Source organism: Mesorhizobium sp. LNHC252B00, from assembly GCF_000502955.1.
GTDB lineage: Bacteria > Pseudomonadota > Alphaproteobacteria > Rhizobiales > Rhizobiaceae > Mesorhizobium.
Genome location: NZ_AYWO01000002.1, coordinates 162,371 through 179,772, shown reverse-complemented (window position 1 = coordinate 179,772; position 17,402 = coordinate 162,371). Strand labels below are relative to the sequence as shown.

General features: G+C 62.6%; 20 protein-coding genes and 1 pseudogene. 10 read left to right on the top strand and 11 right to left on the bottom strand.

Going from position 1 to position 17,402, the window contains the following annotated elements; translation table 11 throughout:
* The first annotated feature begins 167 nt into the window (after positions 1 to 167).
* The 9 genes from X744_RS165785 (at position 168) to X744_RS165825 (ending at position 9,551) form a co-directional block, all read left to right on the top strand.
* Positions 168 to 950, top strand: coding sequence for a DeoR/GlpR family DNA-binding transcription regulator (locus X744_RS165785; RefSeq protein WP_023757327.1), 783 nt, complete (start codon positions 168 to 170; stop codon positions 948 to 950).
* Positions 947 to 2,326: an FGGY-family carbohydrate kinase gene (locus X744_RS165790; protein WP_023757326.1), complete on the top strand. Its 1,380-nt coding sequence runs from the start codon at positions 947 to 949 to the stop codon at positions 2,324 to 2,326. The genes X744_RS165785 and X744_RS165790 overlap by 4 nt, the downstream gene beginning before the upstream one ends.
* Positions 2,323 to 3,708, top strand: a complete 1,386-nt coding sequence (locus X744_RS165795; protein ID WP_023757325.1) for a sugar ABC transporter ATP-binding protein — start codon at positions 2,323 to 2,325, stop codon at positions 3,706 to 3,708. The genes X744_RS165790 and X744_RS165795 overlap by 4 nt, the downstream gene beginning before the upstream one ends.
* Positions 3,705 to 4,703 carry a ribose ABC transporter permease gene (locus X744_RS165800; RefSeq protein ID WP_023757324.1) on the top strand — a complete coding sequence of 333 codons (999 nt, stop codon included), beginning with the start codon at positions 3,705 to 3,707 and terminating at the stop codon, positions 4,701 to 4,703. The genes X744_RS165795 and X744_RS165800 overlap by 4 nt, the downstream gene beginning before the upstream one ends.
* 76 nt (positions 4,704 to 4,779) lie before the next feature.
* The gene (locus X744_RS165805; RefSeq protein WP_023757323.1) at positions 4,780 to 5,718 is read left to right on the top strand and encodes an ABC transporter substrate-binding protein; all 939 of its coding nucleotides are present in this window, start codon (positions 4,780 to 4,782) and stop codon (positions 5,716 to 5,718) included.
* Positions 5,719 to 5,817: 99 nt separating this feature from the next.
* On the top strand, positions 5,818 to 6,711 hold the full coding sequence (locus tag X744_RS165810; RefSeq protein ID WP_023757322.1) for a sugar phosphate isomerase/epimerase: 894 nt from the start codon (positions 5,818 to 5,820) through the stop codon (positions 6,709 to 6,711).
* A gap of 357 nt (positions 6,712 to 7,068) precedes the next feature.
* The gene (locus tag X744_RS165815) at positions 7,069 to 7,425 is read left to right on the top strand and encodes a cupin domain-containing protein (protein WP_023757321.1); all 357 of its coding nucleotides are present in this window, start codon (positions 7,069 to 7,071) and stop codon (positions 7,423 to 7,425) included.
* 209 nt (positions 7,426 to 7,634) lie between these two features.
* Positions 7,635 to 9,110, top strand: a complete 1,476-nt coding sequence (locus X744_RS165820; RefSeq protein ID WP_023757320.1) for a multicopper oxidase family protein — start codon at positions 7,635 to 7,637, stop codon at positions 9,108 to 9,110.
* Positions 9,111 to 9,116: 6 nt separating this feature from the next.
* Positions 9,117 to 9,551, top strand: a complete 435-nt coding sequence (locus X744_RS165825) for a YqaA family protein (RefSeq protein ID WP_023757319.1) — start codon at positions 9,117 to 9,119, stop codon at positions 9,549 to 9,551.
* Here the strand turns inward: X744_RS165825 and X744_RS1000000175890 are convergent, their stop codons facing one another.
* The 6 genes and pseudogenes from X744_RS1000000175890 to X744_RS0135845 all read right to left on the bottom strand — a co-directional run bounded on the left by X744_RS1000000175890 (position 9,552) and on the right by X744_RS0135845 (position 12,399).
* Positions 9,552 to 9,845, bottom strand: a complete 294-nt coding sequence (locus tag X744_RS1000000175890; protein ID WP_023757318.1) for a cytochrome b/b6 domain-containing protein — start codon at positions 9,843 to 9,845, stop codon at positions 9,552 to 9,554.
* Between the two features lie 17 nt (positions 9,846 to 9,862).
* Positions 9,863 to 10,093: pseudogene (locus tag X744_RS1000000175885) on the bottom strand (cytochrome b); the annotation flags it as partial.
* Between the two features lie 344 nt (positions 10,094 to 10,437).
* Complete coding sequence (locus X744_RS165830) at positions 10,438 to 11,085, bottom strand: helix-turn-helix domain-containing protein (RefSeq protein WP_023757316.1); 648 nt, start codon at positions 11,083 to 11,085, stop codon at positions 10,438 to 10,440.
* A 188-nt stretch (positions 11,086 to 11,273) separates the two neighbouring features.
* Complete coding sequence (locus X744_RS165835; protein ID WP_023757315.1) at positions 11,274 to 11,621, bottom strand: hypothetical protein; 348 nt, start codon at positions 11,619 to 11,621, stop codon at positions 11,274 to 11,276.
* A 2-nt stretch (positions 11,622 to 11,623) separates the two neighbouring features.
* Positions 11,624 to 12,202: a hypothetical protein gene (locus X744_RS165840; RefSeq protein WP_023757314.1), complete on the bottom strand. Its 579-nt coding sequence runs from the start codon at positions 12,200 to 12,202 to the stop codon at positions 11,624 to 11,626.
* 11 nt (positions 12,203 to 12,213) lie between these two features.
* Entirely contained in the window at positions 12,214 to 12,399 is a 186-nt protein-coding gene (locus X744_RS0135845) for a hypothetical protein (protein WP_031259583.1), read from the bottom strand.
* Between the two features lie 105 nt (positions 12,400 to 12,504).
* On the opposite strand from X744_RS0135845, the gene X744_RS1000000174915 reads away from it, so the two are divergent.
* Entirely contained in the window at positions 12,505 to 12,951 is a 447-nt protein-coding gene (locus X744_RS1000000174915) for a hydrolase (RefSeq protein ID WP_084025124.1), read from the top strand.
* Here the strand turns inward: X744_RS1000000174915 and X744_RS165845 are convergent.
* The 5 genes from X744_RS165845 to X744_RS165865 form a co-directional block, all read right to left on the bottom strand.
* Positions 12,840 to 14,393, bottom strand: a complete 1,554-nt coding sequence (locus X744_RS165845; protein ID WP_023757312.1) for a bifunctional aminoglycoside phosphotransferase/ATP-binding protein — start codon at positions 14,391 to 14,393, stop codon at positions 12,840 to 12,842. The two genes, X744_RS1000000174915 and X744_RS165845, sit on opposite strands and share 112 nt — an antisense overlap.
* Positions 14,394 to 14,443: 50 nt before the next feature.
* Complete coding sequence (locus tag X744_RS165850; RefSeq protein ID WP_245266410.1) at positions 14,444 to 14,614, bottom strand: hypothetical protein; 171 nt, start codon at positions 14,612 to 14,614, stop codon at positions 14,444 to 14,446.
* 101 nt (positions 14,615 to 14,715) lie between these two features.
* Positions 14,716 to 15,480: an ABC transporter ATP-binding protein gene (locus X744_RS165855; RefSeq protein WP_023757310.1), complete on the bottom strand. Its 765-nt coding sequence runs from the start codon at positions 15,478 to 15,480 to the stop codon at positions 14,716 to 14,718.
* A 25-nt stretch (positions 15,481 to 15,505) separates the two neighbouring features.
* Entirely contained in the window at positions 15,506 to 16,504 is a 999-nt protein-coding gene (locus X744_RS165860) for an ABC transporter substrate-binding protein (RefSeq protein ID WP_023757309.1), read from the bottom strand.
* A gap of 35 nt (positions 16,505 to 16,539) precedes the next feature.
* Positions 16,540 to 17,388: an ABC transporter permease gene (locus X744_RS165865; RefSeq protein ID WP_023757308.1), complete on the bottom strand. Its 849-nt coding sequence runs from the start codon at positions 17,386 to 17,388 to the stop codon at positions 16,540 to 16,542.
* Between the last annotated feature and the right edge of the window lie 14 nt (positions 17,389 to 17,402).

Here is a 17,402-nt window from a genome sequence, read left to right as displayed (position 1 = left end):
CCGTGTCCTGCGCGAAATCCCGTTGCCGGGTCGAATTGGCGCTGATATCGCAGATACGAGTGATCTACGTCAATAGTGATCTACTATCATCAAAACCCGCTTGCAATCCGCCTAATGTTGAGTAAGTTGCGCCAATTGCCACGGAAAAAGGCACTCGGGAGGAAAGAGTGAGCGACTCCGGCCGCCAGCGTCAGATCGTTGAACTGCTGCGGGATCGCCCGTTCGCCTCGGTGCGCGAGCTTCAGGAGCGGCTCGGCGTTTCCGCCGCGACGGTCAGGCGCGACATCGACAGGATCGATGAAGCCGGCGAGGCGCGAAAGGTCTATGGCGGCATCTCGGCGCTTGACGGTGCTTCCCAGGCAGGTGTCGCCTATGCGAGGCCCTATGACGAGAACCGGGACCTAGCGGTCGAGGCCAAGCGGCAGATCGCCGCCCTTGCCGCGACGATGGTGCGGGACGGCGATGCAGTCATCGTGCATGGCGGTTCGACCTGCTTCCATCTCGGCGTCAAGCTCGCTGAGCGCAACATCCGCCTCTACACCAACTCGATGCCGCTGGCGGCCTATCTGAGCGACCACGGCCATTGCAGCCTGACCGTTGCCGGCGGCGACCTGCACCGCGAACCCGGCATCATCCATTCGCTCATCCAGCCCGTGCCCTTCTACGGCTCGAAATTCTTCCTCGGCGCGCAAGGCATTGGCCAGGAAGGCGTGCTGGAATCGCATCCGTTGCTGGTGCGCTCCATCGTCGACCTCAGCCTCTGCGCCGACCAGATCGTGGTGCTGGCCGACAGCCGCAAATTGTCGATCCATGCACGCAACGTCGCTCTGCCGCTTTCCCGCATCGGGACGCTGGTCACCGACGACGGCCTCTCCGACACCGACGCGCGCATGCTGGAAGATGCCGGCGTCATGGTGCGGATAGCCTCATCCTCGGGAGCCATGCAGTGAAGGTGGCGGTTCTCGATTTCGGCAAGACCAATTCGAAGCTGTTCGTCTTCGATCAGGACGGACGCATTCTCGACGAGCGCCGGACACAGCCGAACTGGGTGCCCCAGGGTGGCTTCAGCGTGCTCGACGAGGCAACGCTCCACGATTGGGCGCTCAATGCCGTCGCCGATGCGGTCGGCAGCCACGGTGTCGAGGGGCTGATGGTGTCGGGCCATGGCTGCACCTTTGCCTTGATCGACGAGACGGCGCTCACACATCCGATCCTCGACTACGAGCAGGAGCCGCCGGCCGAGATTGCCGCGCGGATCGATCGCCGCATTCCGGATTTTGCCGAAACCTTCTCGCCGCGACTGCCGCTCGGCTTCAACTACGGCCGCCACATGCTGTGGCTGCAGGAGGTCGATCCCGGCGCGTTCGCTGCGGCGAAATCGATCCTCGGCTATCCGCAATATTGGAGCTGGCGCCTTGGCGGGCGGGCGGTCTCGGAAGTGTCCTATCTCGGCTGCCACTCGCATCTGTGGGCGCCGCGTAGCCAAGACTTTTCCTCGCTGGTCGATGCCCAGGGCTGGCGTGACCGGATGCCTTCCTTCGAGCGCGCCGGCGCCGTGATCGGCGAACGGCACCTCGGAGGTTCGGCGCGGCCAGTCGGCATCCACAATGGCGTCCATGACTCGAATGCGGCGCTGCATGCCTATCGCCGGCAAGAGCTCGGCCCGGTCACCGTCGTTTCGACCGGCACCTGGGTCGTCGTGCTCAATCCCGACTGCCCGCTCGACGCGCTCGACCAGGATCGCGACATGCTGGTCAATGTCGATGTCGATGGCGGTCCGGTGCCGACTATCCGCTTCATGGGCGGACGCGAATTCGCAACCATCAGCGGCGGCTGGCACGGCGAAATCGGCCTGTCCGCGATACAACGAGTGATCGACGCCGGTATCATGGCGCTGCCCAGCTTCGCGCCGGGCGGGCCGATGGCCGGCCCGTCCGGCCTGCTGGTCGGCCGCACGCCCGATGCCGAGGAACGGGCGGCCGTGGCTTTGCTTTATGTCGCGCTGATGGTCGATCTGTCGCTCGACCTGATCCATTCGCAAAACACCGTGATCGTCGATGGTGGGCTGAACGCTGGCGGTTTGCTCGCCAGCCTGCTGGCGCAGTTGCGCCCCAGCCAGGCCTTCCTGCAAGGCGCCACGCTGGAAGGCAGCGCCACGGGTGCCGCGGCGCTTGCCTTCGAGAGTGTCGGGCGCGAATTTGCCGCCGAGGTTCCGGAGCCGGTGCACGCATCGCGTTTCACTGGATTGGCGTCCTATCGCGATGATTGGCATGCCTTCGCTATGGATCGGGGCATCGCCGGTGCGGCGGCGGGAGGCGCGCGATGAGCGCGGCTGCCAAAGTCGAGACGGCGCGCCAGCCGGTGCTGGAAATGCGGCACATCTCCAAGACATTCGGTGCGATCCGCGCCTTGCAGGATGTCTCGCTCAGCGTCCATGCCGGCGAATTGCATGCATTGATGGGCGAGAACGGCGCCGGAAAATCAACGCTAATGAAGGTGCTTTCAGGCGCCTATCGGCCGGATGCCGGCGGCGAGATCCTGATCGACGGCATGCCCGCCGTGACCGGCGATCCGATCAAGGCGCGCGCCAGCGGCGTCGCGGTGATCTATCAGGAGCTGTCGCTGGCGCCCAATCTGACGGTGGCGCAAAACATCTTCCTCGGCAACGAACCACGCCGTTTCGGCATCGTCGACCGTGACCAGTGCACCCGGCGGGCCACGGAGATCATCGCGCGTCTCGGCGTCTCCTTCTCGGCCCGCGACGTGGTCTCCAGCCTGTCGCTTGGCGAGCGCCAACTGGTCGAGATCGCCCGCGCGCTGTCGACCAATGCGCGCATCATCGTCATGGATGAGCCGACGACTTCACTGACCTCGCGCGAGACCGACCGGCTGTTCGAGGTCATTGCGACGCTAAAATCGCAAGGCATCGCCATCATCTACATCAGTCACCGCATGGAAGAGGTCTACCAGCTTGCCGACCGCGTCAGCGTGCTGCGCGACAGCGGTTATGTCGGCACGCTCGGGCGGGCCGAGCTCAGCGCCTCGCGCCTGGTATCGATGATGGTCGGCCGCGATCTGTCCGCCTTCTACAAGAAGGACCATAGGCCGCCGGACGAAAAGCGCGCGGTGGCACTCTCGGTGCGCGGCATGTCCGACGGCCGTCTCCTGAAGAACTGCTCATTCGACCTGCACAAGGGCGAGGTGCTGGCGTTGGCGGGTCTGGTCGGCTCCGGCCGCACCGAGCTTGCACGGCTGATCTTTGGCGCCGACAGGCGCACATCCGGCACGCTGGAACTCGACGGCGAGCCTGCAACCATCGGCTCGCCGCGTGAGGCGCTCGATGCCGGCATTGCCTATCTGACCGAGGACCGCAAGGAACTCGGCCTGTTCCTCGACATGTCGATTTCCGACAACATCAATATGGGCGTGCTGGCGAAGGATGCGGGCGCAGGCGGCTTGCGCGACTTCGCGGCCGCCGAAAGACGCGCTTCCAAGGCTGTTGCCGATCTCTCCATCCGCACCGGTTCGGTGCAGGCCAATGCCGGCTCGCTGTCGGGCGGCAACCAGCAGAAGGTGCTGCTCGCCCGGCTGCTCGAAACCAAGCCGAGGGTCGTCATCCTCGACGAGCCGACCCGCGGCGTCGATGTCGGGGCAAAGTCGGAAATCTACCGGCTGATCGACAATCTCGCCAANGCGGCTCAGCAATGACCGACAAGGCGACCGAGATCAGCGCAGGCGGCCAGGCCACGGGCGCGAGCCGGCGGTTGCGCACGGCTTTCGCCGCCCTCGGCATGCTGCCGGTACTGATCCTGCTGGCGGCCGGCTTCCAATTCCTGAACCCGCGTTTCCTGACCGAGACCAATTTGCTGATCGTCACACAGCAATCATCGATCAACATCGTGCTTGCGGCCGGAATGACCTTCGTCATCCTGACAGGCGGCATCGACCTGTCTGTCGGCGCCATCCTTGCTGCCTCGGCGATGGTGGCGGTGATCGTATCGCTGGTGCCTGATTGGGGCCTGCTCGGCGTGCCGGCGGCCATTCTGGTCGGCCTCGGCTTCGGCGTCATCAACGGGCTGCTCATAGCATATATCAAGCTGCCGCCCTTCATCGTCACGCTCGGTTCGCTGACCGCTGTGCGCGGCGTCGCCCGCCTGCTCGGCCAGGACACGACGGTGTTCAACGCGGACCTGCCGTTCGACTTCATCGGCAACGGTTCGCTGTTCGGCATTCCGTGGCTGGTCATCATCGCGCTGTCGGTGGTGGTGCTGTCTTGGCTGGTGCTCAAGCGCACCGTGCTCGGCACCTGGATCTACGCCGTCGGCGGCAACGCCGAGGCGGCACGCCTGACCGGCATCAAGGTGCCGCTGGTGCTGCTCTTCGTCTACGGCGTTTCCGGCCTGCTGGCCGGCCTTGGCGGCGCCATGTCGGCGGCCCGGCTCTATGCCGCCAACGGCTTGCAGCTCGGCCAGTCCTACGAACTCGACGCCATTGCCGCGGTCATTCTCGGCGGCACCAGTTTCGTCGGCGGCGTCGGCTCGATCTGGGGCACGCTGATCGGCGGCCTGATCATCGCCGTGCTCTCCAACGGGCTCATCTTGGCCGGCGTTTCGGACATCTGGCAGTACATCATCAAGGGATTGGTCATCATCGTGGCGGTCGCCCTCGACCGCTACAGGCTCCAGGCCGGAGCACGAACGTGATTGACCTTAGTCGCCGGCGTCAACGACCGGTTTGTGTAACGCACCGTGAGAGGCGCGGGGCAATCGGAGGAAAACAATGAAGACCATCGCCAAACTGCTCTGCGGCGTCGCACTCGCGTCGCTCGCCATCGCGCCTGCTTCGGCCAAGGACCTCAACAAGGTCGGAATCTCGGTCGGCCTGCTCGGCAACCCCTTCTTCGTCGCCACCATCAAGGGCATCGAGGACGCGGCCAAGAAGATCAATCCGAAGGTCGAGGTGACGTCGGTGTCGGCCGATTATGACCTCAACAAGCAGGTCTCGCAGGTCGATTCGTTCATCGCCGCCGGCGTCGATGTGATCATGCTCAACGCCGTCGACGCCAAGGCTATCGCGCCGGCGGTGAAGAAGGCGCAGGCTGCGGGCATCGTCGTCGCCGCCTTCGACGTTTCGGCACCCGGCGCCGACGTCACGGTGATGACCAACAACGTCAAGGCCGGCGAAGAGGCCTGCCAGTACCTGGTTGACCATACCGGCGGCAAGGGCGACTACGTGATCCTCAACGGGCCGGCATCCTCGTCGATCCTGGAGCGGGTGAAGGGCTGCAAGAACGTGCTGGCGCAGCATCCCGAAATCAAGATCCTCTCCGACGACCAGAATGCCGAAGGCTCGCGTGACGGCGGCCTGAAGGTGTTCCAGTCGCTGCTCACCCGCTTCGACAAGATTGATGCGGTGTTTGCCATCAACGACCCGACGGCGATCGGCGCCCAGCTTGCGGCCAAGCAGCTCAACCGCTCGGAGTTCCTCTTCACCGCCGTCGATGGCGCGCCCGATATCGAGAAGGAACTCTCCTCCGGCACTTCTATGATCAAGGCTTCGGCCTCGCAGGACCCCTATGTGATGGCCGGCCAGTCGCTGACGATGGCGGCTGAACTGCTGGCCGGCAAGAAGCCAGCGGAGCCGACCGTGCTGCTCGACCCGAAGCTGATCACGGCTGAGAACCTGAAGGACTACAAGGGCTGGACCGCGGCCCGCTAAACGTCCCTCAGCAGCGTGCGGCCGGGATCAGCCGGCCGCACGTCTTGTCCAGGCATCGGCTCCACCTCTGGGTCCGATGCGCAGAAGCCGGAGACGATGATGTCGCGCATTGGAATCCATTCTTTCGTCTGGTCGGCGAGTTCGGCACAGGCCGATCTGGAACGGACGTTGGCCAACACCAGGGAGGCCGGCTTCGACCTTATCGAATTCTCCTATCTCGACCCCGCCAATGTCGACGTGGGCGGGCTTGCCAGGCGCATCGCCGATCTCGACCTGGGCGTCGCGATCAGCATCGGATTGCCTGGTGATGGCGACATTTCGAGCGCCGACAAGGCGATTGCCGCGCGTGGCGTCGAAATCCTCAACGACACCATAGCGCTGACGCGCGATCTCGGCGGCCGGAAGGTCGCCGGCATTCTCTCGACCAGTCACGGACTGCAGGTAGAGGCGCCGACGCGCGATCAATGTCAGCGCAGCGCCGGCACGCTGGCGAAGGTCGCCGAGACGGCCAAGGCGGCCGGCGTCACGCTCAACCTCGAGATCGTCAACCGTTTCGAAAGCAATCTGCTCAACACCGCCGCGCAAGGGCTGGCGTTCATCGAGGATACCGGCTCGGACAACATCTTCCTGCATCTCGACACCTTTCACATGAACATCGAGGAGGCCGATGTCGGGCTGGCCATCCGCCATGCCGCAGATAAGATCGGCTATGTCCATATCGGCGAAAGCCATCGCGGCTTCCTCGGCACCGGCAATATCGACTTCGCCGCGATCTTCGATGCGCTCACGGCCATCGGCTACAGCGACGACCTCAGTTTCGAATCTTTCTCGTCGGAAATCGTCGACGAGAACCTGTCGAAGAAGACCGCCATCTGGCGCAACCTGTGGACAGACAATGTGGCGCTCGCCAAACACGCGCGCGCCTTCATCGGCCTCGGGCTGGAGACGGCGCGACGCAAGGCCGAGCTGGTTTCGGCGCAACACAGACCCTAGGCCGTATCGCGGGCGCCTGGCGCCGCCAGGCAACGAACTCGGGTTAACGGGTTCCTTAGCCGGCGCGTTGGCTGACAGAGCATCAAACGAAAAACCCGCCTGTGCGGCGGGTCACTGGCGCAAATCAGCACCATGCCTGAATATCTACCATAGCTGAGGTCACGGAGTCAAGAAAAAATTCCTATCCTGCCGGTACGAAAGCTGCCGACACCGCCGAGCTGGCTGCCGTCAGGTTTTTTGTTAAGCTGAGTTCGGAGCCCTACTGGCGCCGGTGGCGGCATTGCCCGCGGCAGGTGCATCGGATATCTGACCCGTCCGGGCAAACAATGCCCATAACGCATAGACGGAGCCAAGGACATGACACGCAGCACGATCCTCAAATTCGGCGCCGTCGAGAACGCGGAACCCGGCGATCTGGCGGGCTGGGTCGTGGTCGAAGGCAAGCCGACCATGAAAACCGCCGTCCAGCACACGACCGAGGACGGCAAGGTGTTGTCGGGGACCTGGCAAGCGACGCCCGGCACCTATCACGCGACCTACGCCGACTATGAGTTCGTGCACATGATCGCCGGCCGCATCATCATCATCACCCCCGACGGCGGCACGCCGGTCGAGGTGGGCCCCGGCGACGCCTTCGTCGTGGAAGCCGATTTCAAGGGAACCTGGAAGATCATCGAGCCGGTGACGAAGCATTTTGTCGTCAGGGTCGGCTAAGGCGGGCTGTTCGCGTGAGCCGCTGGCGGTTGGTGCCCATGGCGGGTCTTTGGCGCGATGGTTGCGCGGGCGGCTCGACCACGGACGAGTTCCAATGGCCATGATGCTGGGCCGACCAGATGGCCTAAACGCCGCATTGACCTGACCGGGTATCGGCAGTCCTCTTAGGATCGACCTCAGCGTTCAATGGCTGATCGAGGAGACGACAGATGCATCGACGCGGTTTTCTGGCGGCGGGTCTTGCGACGGTTCTTGTGAGCCAGCGCGCCATCGCCCAGATGAAGATGGACGACATGCCCGGCATGGATATGGGTGGCCACGCAGGCCACGACATGGGCGAGGCGCCGCAGAGCACGGTCGTGCTGCCGGAAGGAAAAGTGCTTCGCGACTTGCCCCGCCTTGCCAACGAAGCCGGCACCCCCGGCCTGTTCAAGGCGAAGCTGACGGCCCAGCGCGCCTCGGTGCGTTTTGCCGAAGGACTGGACACGCCGATCCTCGGCTATAACGGCACCAGCCCCGGGCCGCTGACCTTCGCGAACCGAATTCCTGAAGAGACGAGCACCATCCATTGGCATGGCATGCCGGTGCCCGCCGACCAGGACGGCAATCCGATGGACCCCGTCGCAACTGGCGCCGACCGCACCTACAGCTTCGACCTGCCGGAAGGCAGCGCGGGTTCGTACTGGTACCATCCGCATCCGCACGGCAAGACGGCCGAGCAAGTCTATCGCGGCCTTGCCGGCGCGTTCGTCGTCAAACCGAAAATCGATCCGATCCCGGCCGAATATGGCGATACGGTGCTGGTCTTCACCGACCTTCGCCTCGCCGCCGACGGCACGATGCCGGACAATACGATGACGGACCTGATGAACGGACGCGTCGGCGACCATGTGCTTGTCAACGGCCAGAAGAATCCTCGGCTAACAGTTCCCTTTGGCACGAAGCGGCGTTTCCGACTTTACAATGCGACCAACGCTCGGTTCCTTCGACTTTCCTTCGATCAAGCCTCGATGATGATTATCGGAACGGACGGCGGCCTCTTGGAGGCACCGGTTGCAGCCAAGGAAATTCTTCTCAGCCCTGCGGAGCGCCTTGAACTGATCGTGTCGTTCGACAAGCCCGGCCCTGACACGCTGTACACGCTCGATTACGATCGCGGCTGGATGGGTCCTGGACGTCCTGTCGATGCCGGACTGACTCTCTTCACAGTCAATGTTTCGCGGACGCCGGCCGAGCCGGTGCCGCCACTGCCCGACAGGCTGCGCCCAATCGCGCCCCTCGGCGCCCCTGCTGTCAGCCGGCGCCTCGTGTTCACCGAAACCATCGCCATGAACGCCAGCGGCATGGAGATGGGGTTCCTGATCAACGGAGCGGCCTTCGACATGAACCGCGTCGACATCGTCGCCAAGGCAGGACAAGTCGAACTTTGGGAGATCGTCAACAAAGCGGACATGGACCACCCGTTCCATGTGCACGGGACGCAGTTCCAGGTGGTCGAGCACGAACGCGACGGCAAGGTCTCGAAACCTGCCTACCTTTCCTCGAAGGATACCGTCAATGTGGCACGCGGCGAAACGGTGCGGCTGCTGCTGCGCCAGGATCGGCCGGGGCCGAGGATGTATCACTGCCACATCCTCGAGCATGAGCAGCTGGGCATGATGGGCGTTGTCGACGTGCAGGCATAGGCCGAGGTGGCGGCGCTCTATGGCGCGCTGTTCATCAGCGCGTTCCTCGCCGCAACCATCCTGCCGGTCTCATCGGAAGTGGTGCTCGCCGGCCTGCTCGTCTCGGGTCGCGGCGATCCGGCGCTGCTCCTTGCGGTCGCCACAGTCGGCAACACACTCGGCTCCGTGGTGAACTGGATTCTGGGACGTGGCATCGACACGCTCCGAACCAGGCGCTGGTTTCCCGTAAGTTCCGACCGTTATGAGCAAGCAAGCAAGACGTTCCGACGCTTTGGCGCGTGGACGCTGCTATTCGCCTGGCTGCCGGTTGTCGGAGATGCCTTCACCATTGCGGCAGGCACGGCACGTGTGAATCTTGGGGTGTTCGTTGTTCTTGTCGCAATAGGCAAGGCCGCACGCTATGCGGTGATCATTGCGGGAGGATTGTGGGCGATGGCGTGATCAGCCGGCTTCGTCGTCGACGGCAAGCCGCACGTTCCCTTGCCGCGAAGCGGTGTTCGACTTCCCGAAGAACATGCTTCGCATGACACCGTCGCGAAACAGCACGAAATGAATAAACGCAGCCAGGATGTGAACGCCGACGAAGCCAAGCAGTATCCAGACCAGCTTTGCGTGGATGAACGCGAAAGTCCTTGCCGCGCCGACGGATGGCGCGAGCGNGGCGCGAGCGGCACAGGCAAGGCTCCGAAAAGCCGCGCGGGAGGCATCAAAGGCATTGGCCGGTAGCCCAGCCATCCCGTCATCAGGACGGCGAGAATCGTGACGTAGAGAAGCACGTGGAAGAACGAAGTCGCAAATCGAGCGGGCCGTGAAGTTTGTCGGACAGGGGGCCGGGTGAGAATGCGCCAGCAAAGCCTGAGGACGATGATGGCAAGGATCGTCACGCCGATCGACATGTGGAGCGGAAGCCAGTTCATGGTCGCCATCCCCGGCCCGTTCATCGGTCCGAAGGCAATGGCGATCTGCGCCGCGAGCGCGATCACGGTTAGCCAATGCAGAAGACGAATGCTGAGATGCCAGCGCAAGCGAGGATTCTCTCAAATTTGAGGCCCGTCGATCGTCACATGCTCGCATGAGGCGTGATGGCGTTACCCTCTCCAATGGACCTAATCTGGCAAAAAATTATGGCGGTTCTTTACTGGACCCTCGATAACTATTGGAATCATGTCGAGCGGATGGCCGATTGGCCGGACGAATTGCTTTCCCAGCTGAGCAATGATCCTTCCCTCGTGACCGTGCGAAACTCACCAAGCAGAACGGTGCCTACATCGCCAATGGGTGCATGCCAACGCTGCGCGCCGTCTACATCATGCCCGCAAGACCGCCCTCATTCACTCATGATCTGCAATACGTCCTGCCTGACGATTTCGATGCTGCGCAGGCTGAGCAGGCGGATGACGCCCTTGTCCTTCAGTCGCGTGAAGACGCGTGACACGGTCTCGATGGTGAGGCCCAGGTAGTCGCCGATGTCCATGCGCGACATCGGCAGCTCGACCTGCTGCAATCCGCCTTGCCGCTCCGCCATATCGACCAGGAATGCAGCGATGCGTTCAATGGCATTCTGGCGCCCGAGGACCAATAGGTGTTCCTGCGCTCTCGTCAGGCCCTCAAGTGCCAACGGCAGCAGCTGGCGGGATATGTCCACGCCCGAGGCAGTCCGGAAAACCCGAACACTGGTGGCGTTGATCGCTTCGGCGAAGAAATGATGCGTCGTGCCGGCCTCAAAGCCGAATGTCTCTCCAGCCAGGTGAAAGGCGCTGATTTGCCGGCGGCCATCGGCAAGCAGGCGATAGATACGGACAGCGCCGAACTCCACCTGGTAGAAGGCCCCGGCCGTCTCGCCCTGGGCGTAGATTTCCGTGCCGGCGGGATAGAAGCTGAGTGGCTGCGGCGCTGTAGCTTCAACGGTCTCCGCCAGCCTTGGCATGGCGAGCCGTGACGGCACCAAAATTCTGGAGGTCGCATAGGCGTGCATGGCTGTTTCTCCCGGCTTGATCGGTGACACAGCAATCGCGCGAATCGAGAGGTCGTGAAATTCGGTTATATCCCTACGGGAAACTACCTAGGCCGCGGCCGGAATAGCGCGGTAAAGCGCTTGAACTTCGCGCGAACTTGGCCCGCTTTCGACGGACCAAATGCGCGCCAATTCAGGTGCGTTTCTTTCTACTTGCCCTGGATCAGGTCCATGACAGGCGGAAACGTCAGCAATACACCCACCGCCAACAAGGCGAAGGAAACAGAGACGACTTTTACCATTTCCACGTTCTTTTCGCCCCACCTGCGCGAAAGGATAAACCAGGCAACCAACCAGACGACGACCGCGCTGGTCGAGACGCCGGACAGGCCACCGGTTGGCTTGTAGAACGTGAAGAAGTGATTGAGGGATGTAAACGCATCGCCGGCCAAGGCGAATATCCCCATCGCGGCAGATCCAATTCCGGCGGCCAGGATGGCGGCCGCACCTGGACCATTGGGAACCTCTTTAGTCCTGATAGGCGTGATATTGGCCATGACTATTGGCCCTCCTGTTCACCAGCGATGATCTCGATCATTGCGCCACCACGCACCGGAGCGTACTTGTTGAGAAACGCTCCAAAGGCTCCCGCGACTCCTGTCGCAACGAAAGCAACGACGGCAAAGCCGATGACGGCGGTGCGGATTTGCTTCTGCTTTGCCAAAGCCGGCCCGTATTTAGCAAAGACATAGGCGACCATGGTCATGGCAATCGGGGCAAGCCAAGCCACGTGTTCCTTCCACTCCATGCCCAAGCTGTGCCATGCGGACGTCTTCGGGCTGGAGGTCAGCAGGAACTTCGGGTAATCGGCCAGATCGGTAACCCCTTCGGGCACGACCGCCCGGTACCATGGGTATACAATGTAAGCACCCGACAGTACCGCACCCCAGGCAAGGACGACCATCACCGAGAGGTAAAGCAAAAGCAGATTGTGTTCTCTGATGGTTGGGACCGACGCGGCTCCAGGCGCGGACATTCGATAGAGCTCGGCCAGCGCTGCCGAAAACGCCAGCATAAAAAGCGCCCCAAAACCCATACCGTGGAACACTGTCATAAGATCGCGAAAAGAGATTTCCATGATGTCACCTCCTACGTCGACATGATTTCGATTAGAAACCCCTGGGGCATTTCCGCTTTGATCAGGATCAATTCGTGATGATCATCGTCAATGGCAGGGATTAGCAGCTGTACTTGAGCAATACTGATGACGATTTGGAGGATGGATCGCGGGGCTGGCAATCCGCGAAACACCGGCCCGATCGTCGATCTGCTCACCGGGGAGCACTCCTCCGGGAAGCGGCAACAGGCTCTGCCCCTTCAGCGAGACCTGGCCAACCGCAACGGCAAAGGCATGCGCATCGATGCTGACGGAGATCAATGATGGCCGGGATCATTGCCCGTCAGATGGCGGTTCAGGCAATGCAGACGAATGAAAGGCCTCGGTACGACGCCAGCGTCAACACCACCGGCTGCTGCCCCAGGTTCAATCCCGAGGGCTGGGACGGTCAGGAACTGCAATTCAACGACAAGCGATTCGTCANCCTACACGACGCTCTTCCGATCTATCCCGAGGGCTGGGACGGTCAGGAACTGCAATTCAACGACAAGCGATTCGTCAATGCCATGAACCGCGGCGTCATGCATATACGGATGATCATGGGCATCCGCGAGAAGCTCGGACGCCTCGCGTGCCTCTCTTGTCCATCACCTTCCCGTCAGGAGGCTGTGCGCAGGGTTTCGGAGGCATCGCCATCGGAAAACCTTCTCAACTCCGCGACGATATCGGCAGGCTTCCGATCAGCGCCGACCTTGCGCCAGGTGGATTGAGTGCCATTTCTCCGTAACTGTCGCGAGAGGATATCTATGGTGGCGTCGGAGGGACCCCCTTTGCGCTCGCTGACCCGTTGCCAGAGAACAAGCGGATCCGCTTCCAGCCAGAATCCGGCGACAGCCACGCCCCTGTCACGTGCCGCCTTCTCGATAAGTTCACGATCGGCGAGCCTGTCAAACACGGCATCAGCGACAACCGATCCACCCTCCGCAAGGATCAGGCCGGCCCGCCATGCCATTTCGCGGTAGACGCGGTCAGAGACTTCTGGTCGATAGGCTCTATCCGGCAGCCTGGTTTCGGCCGGCACTCCGTGCATGGCCTTGCGGACGCGGTCGCTTTCGACGATGCGGGCACCGGGCGGCGCACCGACATGGGCGGCGAGCGCCTCTGCAATGGTCGTCTTGCCCGAACCGCTGAGGCCACCGATTGCGATCAGCCTTGGAGGCCCGCGTACGAGCAGAGTTCGAGCGAGTTCGAAATAAGATCTGGCCTCGGCAATCAGTTTTTCGGAATCGTCGCTGCCTTCCTCGACCTGCGTTGCGGTGACATGCGCGCGCACCGCGGCTCGAACGGCCATGAAAAAGGGCAGGAGGATGAAGCCATCCTCGTCGTCAGCCTCGTCGAGATAGCGGTTCATCACCAGATTGGCGAAGTCCGGAAAGCCACGGTGCCAGAGGTCCATCAACAAGAAGGCTAGATCGTAGAGTATATCTATGCTGGCGATCTGGTCGTTGAATTCGATGCAATCGAAGAGGCGGGGTTCGCCATTGAAAAGACAGATGTTGCGCAGGTGCAGGTCACCGTGGCACCTGCGGATCTTGCCGGCTGCTTCCCGGCGGTCGAGCAATCCGGCATGGCGGGCGAGGGCGGTGCGGAAGGCCTCGGCAAAAGTCTCGATCTCCACTTTTGTGAAAACATGGCTGGTCGCAAAGCCGGCCTCATTGATGTCCAGCACGCCCGAAAGATTGGATGAGCCGCTGCCATCGTGGATCGTCGGGGCGGTGCGGTGGTAGCTGACGATCATGCGGGCAACCGCGGTCATCAGCGCCGGCGACAATTCTCCGCCAGTTGCCATCTGATCGAGAAGCTTCGACTGATCGAGGCGGACCATCTCGATCGCCGCGTCGACCATTCGGCCGGCGCCATCGAACGCAAGTTCGCCGTCGGCCTCGCGTGTGATGCGACGCACACCCAGATAGAGGCCGGGTGCGGTCTTCGAGTTGAGTTCCACCTCTTTCTCACAAGCGGCCAGCCTGAGCGTCGGTGTCGAGAAATCGACATATGGCAACTTGACCGCGCGTTTCATCTTGTAGGCGCGTTGGCCGACCAGAAAAATAAGCGAGATATGAGTTTCGATCGCCTCGACCGACCCGGCCGTGTCATATGAAGCAGGATCGAGCAGAAAAGCGACAGCGGCTTGCTGGTCTTCAACGATCATGTCTGCCTCCTTTGTGCCGGTGTTGCGCGCCGGCGTCCCGCATCAGCGCGCTAGTGCTGCAGCGTCTGGACATAACCAGCCAACCCATGGATACGTTCCGTGGTGACGATTTCTCCACCGTTTTGGCCGTATTTCCTGGTATCGCCAGGAAGGAATTGGCGCCCCCAGACCGGCATGTCGCGATCGCCATGCTCCGGCACCGTGGTGCGGCCGTCGATCACCGCGAAAACGCGCCTGCACAATTGGCACTGTGGGACGTCTGTCAAAGATCAGTCACTGCCGAGGGCACTGTGCGAATCTTGTACCCTGTAAGGGGGCTTGGTCAATGCAGGCCGAACTCGCGCAACAATTCCTCGCGATAGCGCACGAACCTGGTTTCGCTGCGGTCGCGCGGACGTGGCAGGTCGACGTCGATCAACCGCGCCGCACCGCCTTTCTCCTTGGGCAGGATCAACACCCGGTCGGCAAGATAGATCGCCTCTTCCAGATCATGGGTGACCATGACCATGGTGACGTTCTCCTCGCTCCAGATGCGAGCCAGTTCTTCTTGCATGCCGATCTTGGTCATGGCATCGAGAGCGCCTAGCGGCTCGTCGAGCAGCAGGATCTCGGGCTGCACCGTCAACGCCCGGGCAATGCCGACGCGCTGGGCCATGCCGCCGGAAAGCTGCCGGGGAAAGGCGTCGGCGAATTCGGCGAGACCGACGAGCGCGATGTAGAAGCGGGCCTTCTCCTCGGCGTCCGCCTTCGCGACGCCCCGCACCTCGAGACCGAAGGCCACATTGCCGAGTACGGTCAACCAGGGAAGCAGGCGCGGTTCCTGGAAGATCACCGCCCGCTCGGCGCCGACACCGTCGACCGGCTTGCCGTCGATCGCGACACGGCCACTGTCGGCGGCCTCCAGCCCGGCAAGGATGCGCAGCAGCGTGGTCTTGCCCGACCCGCTGGCACCGACGATGACCAGACATTCGCCGGAACGGACATCGAGGTTAAGCGTACGCAGAACGGCAAGCTGACGTCCGCCGAGTGTGAATGATTTCGACAGGTCGCGGATCGAGACCTCTCCACCGCCTTTGGTGCCAGTCATTTCAGTCCCCAGTCCATCTCAGCTGTCAGTTCGTCTTGGTTTCGCCGCGCCGATACAGAATGTCGGCGGCCTTCAGTTTGCCCTTGGCCAGGCGGCCGTCCCGCTCCAGTACGCTGACCCAGAAGTCGATGTCGCGGTCGGTCGCTTGTGCCCCTTCGCGCAGACCAAAGCCGGTCCAGTAACGCGCCAGGTCGCCATTTTCGCCGCGCTTGTCGAGGATGCTGGCGAGCACCTTGCGCGCTTCGTCCGGGTTCTGCCTCGACCAATCGGCGGCGCGGGCAGACTGTTCGACGAAGTGACGGGCAGCTGCCGGGTTGGCGGCGATGAAGTCGCGCCGCAGCACGACGAAGCCGCCTGCGAGTTCGCCCAGCACGTCCGTATCGTTGAACACGCCGCGCACGCCGCCATTGGCAACCAGCGCGCCGGCGAAAGTTGCCTGCCAGTAGCCGAGCCCAGCAATATCGACCTGATGCGAGCGTAAGGTCTGCTCGAGCTGTGGACCAGGCACGACGACGAGGTTGGCGGCATCGGGCGGCAGACCGACGCTGTGCAGTGCTTCGCGTACCGTATAGTCGAGATGGGCGCCGAGTGTGTTGACCGAGATGGTCTTGCCGGCAATATCGGCGATCGATTTGATCGGGCTGTCCGCGAGCACGTAAAAGACGCTTTTCACGTCCTTGTTGATGCCATTGCTCGGGTAAGCGGCGACGAAGTCGTTGCCGCCGGAGATCGAGTTGATCACAGCGGCCGTGGCTGCCGAACCGAGATCGACGCTGCCGGAGGAAAGTGCAAACAACGATTCCGGGCCGCCGGTGGCGTAGCCGACATTCTCCAGCTCGACACCGAGGTCCTTGTAGTAGCCGAGCTCGTCGGCGAGCTCATGCGGGGAGATGCTGCCGCGGCTGGCGAGGTAGCGGAATTTGACGGCTGCGGCCTGCGCAAAAGCGAAGCGGGGCAGGCCGGCGGCGATGATGCCGGCGGCAACGGGGGCGCTTGCAAGCAGGGAACGGCGCGTGATTTTCATGATCCGGTCTTTCCTAGGATGAGAGGAGGGGCTGCTCAGTTGACGGGATTGCTCCAGCGGCACAGCCGCCGCTGCAGGATAACCAGAACCTGGTTGGCGATCAGGCCGAGGCTGGCGAGGATGACGATCGCCGCGAACATCAGCGGGATCTGGAAATTGTACTGCGCGTTCATCACCTGGAAGCCGATCCCCTTGTTGGCACCGATCATTTCGGAGGCGATCAACAGCAGCAGTGCCGTGGTGGCGCTGAGCCTCAGTCCAACGAAGATCGACGGCACGGCGCCGGGCAATACGACCCGGCGGAACACGGTGAGCCGCGTCGCGCCGTAGACACGCGCCATCTCGAGCAGCTTCGGATCGACTTCCTTGACACCGCTGGTGGTGTTGAGCAGCAGCGGAAACAGTGTCGCCCAGAAGATGACAAAAATCTTGGAGGTTTCGCCCAGCCCGAGCAGCAGGATGAACACAGGGTAGAGCGCCAGTGCCGAGGTCTGCCGGAACAGCTGCAGTATCGGGTCGAGCGCGGTCTCGACCGCGCGCACCTGGCCCATGAACAGGCCGAGCGGAATGGCGACCGCGACGGCTGCTGCGAAGGCAATGCCGGCACGCTGCAGGCTGATGGCGATGTCGCCGAGCAAGGCGCCGCCGGCGAGCCCTTTCCACAGAGCGGCAGCGATCATGTCGATGGGCGGCAGCACAGCGGCATTCACCCACCCGGCGCTGCTCGCCACCTGCCACAGCACCAGAAACCCCACGAGGACGCCGTAACGTGACAGGAAGCGGCCTGCGGTCAAATTGCCGAGGCGCAGTAAATCGATACCGATGTTGGTCCGGTGTCCGTGCGTGCCGATGACGGTCGGCTGTTCGACGTTCTGCAAAGTCATCGTCTTGCCCTTCG